This is a genomic window from Robinsoniella sp. RHS, from assembly GCF_001029355.1.
GTDB classification, from domain to species: Bacteria; Bacillota; Clostridia; order Lachnospirales; family Lachnospiraceae; genus Robinsoniella; species Robinsoniella peoriensis.
In genome coordinates, this window is the sequence record NZ_JNGB01000233.1 from 1 (window position 1) to 2,430 (window position 2,430).

At 42.1% G+C, this 2,430-nt stretch carries 3 protein-coding genes and 1 pseudogene; all 4 read left to right on the forward strand.

Features of this window, described 5'->3' with window-relative positions; all coding sequences use genetic code 11:
• Window positions 1–186: pseudogene (locus RHS_RS29065) on the forward strand (hypothetical protein); the annotation flags it as partial.
• 100 nt (window positions 187–286) lie between these two features.
• Window positions 287–964 (forward strand): lysoplasmalogenase family protein, encoded by a 678-nt coding sequence (locus RHS_RS29070; RefSeq protein ID WP_047835177.1) that lies wholly within the window; start codon window positions 287–289, stop codon window positions 962–964.
• Window positions 965–1,104: 140 nt separating this feature from the next.
• On the forward strand, window positions 1,105–1,689 hold the full coding sequence (locus RHS_RS29075; protein WP_027295486.1) for a nucleoside recognition domain-containing protein: 585 nt from the start codon (window positions 1,105–1,107) through the stop codon (window positions 1,687–1,689).
• Between the two features lie 338 nt (window positions 1,690–2,027).
• Window positions 2,028–2,430, forward strand: a 403-nt coding sequence (locus tag RHS_RS29080) for a hypothetical protein (protein ID WP_395023654.1), incomplete at its 3' end; no start/stop codon positions are given.

Genomic DNA, 2,430 nt, shown 5'->3' on the forward strand with positions numbered 1-2,430 from the left:
GCCGGGATTACAGGAGAGTGGCTGATTGCTTTTGGTATGGCTTACGTATTTGGCATAACATTTGGCTGGGGGCTCGAAGGGGTATGGATTGCTATGGCACTGGACGAGTGCACCAGAGGATTGGTTTATGTGATCCGCTTCCGACAGGCGAAATGGAAACGGCTGGCATATGGAAATGCTGCTTAAGCAGGTATGGAGATGCAGCCGGGAAAAGTATGGATATGCAGGCTGATGAAAGGGATTTTTAACAGGTTTTTGTAACCGAAGTGGCAGGGAGGGTTTGCAGATGAGATTACTGTTAGAAAATGATAGGACGATATTGCTGGTGACTTTCATTTTGACCGTTTGTTTTGGAAGTGCATATTGCCGCCGGGCGGATAAAATTGGCATGAAAGCACTGGCTTTAAAGGCGTCAGCAACTTTTATGCCTGTGATATTGGCTATTTATGGCGTTTTCTGCCAAGGGGAAGCGGTTAACTGGCTTATCTTTATGGGAACGTTGCTTTGTATGACTGCGGATGTTTTACTGGAGATATATTTTATAGCCGGAGCCTCTGCGTTTGGCTTAGCCCATGTTTGCTTTATAATGGCATTTGCAATGGATGGCGGGGCAGAATGGATTACAATCATTATTTTTATATTGATTTATGCGGGAATAATCTATGGATTCCGCAAAGAAATTCCGGGTTTGTCCAGAATGAAAATCCCGGCGTTTCTCTATATGGCGGCTTTAAGCGTTATGGCATCCATGGGAATTACAGTTCTGATTGCAAAGGGAGGAATGAGTGGCGTAATGGCTGCTGTGGGCGACATTTTTTTTGTATGTTCCGACTGCATCCTGGGCTTCCGGCTGATCCATAAGAGGAAAGAAAAAATTTACCGGTATGCGATTATGTCCTTGTATTATGGGGCGGTGTACTTGATTGCTGCATCCGGAGTATTTTTAGGTAGGCAGATATTCTGAGAAAAGTGGTGATCTTTAAAATTGATCAACGATAATTACGAATCTAAAATGTCATGAAAAAAGAACTTGTTTCATATATTAAGCCAAGAGAGTGTATCATTGAAAAAATGGTCTGCAGTACGAACTGATTGGGGGTATATATGAATTATATCTGGGGTGGAATGATTGTAATAGGAATTATTTATGGTGCGTTTACCGGAAGAATGCAGGAAATTACAGATGCGGCTCTTACTTCATCGAAGGAGGCGGTAACGCTTTGCATTACTATGGTAGGAGTGATGTCGCTCTGGGTGGGGATTATGGAGATAGCTTCTGAGGCCGGTTTGATTAAGAGTCTGTCTAAGAAAATCAGGCCCTTTGTTCATTTTATGTTTCCTGAGATTCCCAAGGATCATAAAGCAAATGAGCATATTACCACAAATTTTATAGCGAATTTTCTGGGTCTTGGATGGGCGGCTACACCGGCGGGGTTAAAGGCGATGGAAGAACTGGGAGAATTGAATCATCATAAACCTGTCGCCAGTAAATCTATGTGTACATTTTTGATTTTAAATATTTCTTCACTTCAGCTGATACCGGTAAACATTATTGCATACCGGAGTCAGTATGGGAGTACGAATCCAACTTCGATCGTGGGGGCTGCAATCGTGGCGACCTGCGTTTCTACTCTGACAGGGATTGTGTTTGCGAAGATTATGGGGAATGGAAAGCGGAGCAAGACTTGACAAACCCCGTGCTGTTTTTTGAAATATAGATTAATACAGGCCAGGGGCACCTTCTCAGAAAGGTGCCCCTCTTTAATGTGAATATGCGTATTGTGTAAAAAGTATAAGTATATGTACAAATACATGGGCTTTACTTTCGCATATAATGGAATTATATGTAAAAATAATTAAAAAAAAAGCCAAATACTGTACTAAATAACCAAGAATAAAGATGAAAATCAAAGTCAGAGGTGATGGAAGTGCAATGTTGAGTATTTCAGAAGGAGGTAATATAACAAGAGTATTGTTTCGGAGGAGCTAAGAAAACAAAAAAGATGATTGGAAAGGAAGGTAAATGTATGAAGAAGAAGCAGTTATGGAAAAAGATTCTGCCGGTGTTTTTATGTACCTGTCTGGCGGTTCAGCCGGTTATGCCGGCAAACGCAGCAGGGGGCGCTGATGAGAAAAAGTCCGTATCCACAGCTGACCTGAGTGGACCGGAGGGCACTGATGGATTATACCAAAAGGATTTTTCAAAAGATAGTATCGACGGGTTTACGGTTAAAAGCGGGACGGGCACATTGACTCAGGGGGATGGAAAACTTCAGGTACCTGCAAGTGGTACAAAACTGGTAATCGATGAGAACTCGCCGGAACTTAAAAATACGGAGGTAGAATTTGAAATTGACCCTGCAAATAATAATGGAAACTTTTATGCAGTTGTACGGTATGCAGGACCCGATTCCTATACGGTAATTGGTA

Excerpts from the sequence above, each read along its gene's own strand:
- RHS_RS29070 (WP_047835177.1), top strand. The coding sequence starts at position 287 with ATGAGATTACTGTTAGAAAATGATAGGACGATATTGCTGGTGACTTTC.
- RHS_RS29075 (WP_027295486.1), top strand. The coding sequence starts at position 1,105 with ATGAATTATATCTGGGGTGGAATGATTGTAATAGGAATTATTTATGGT.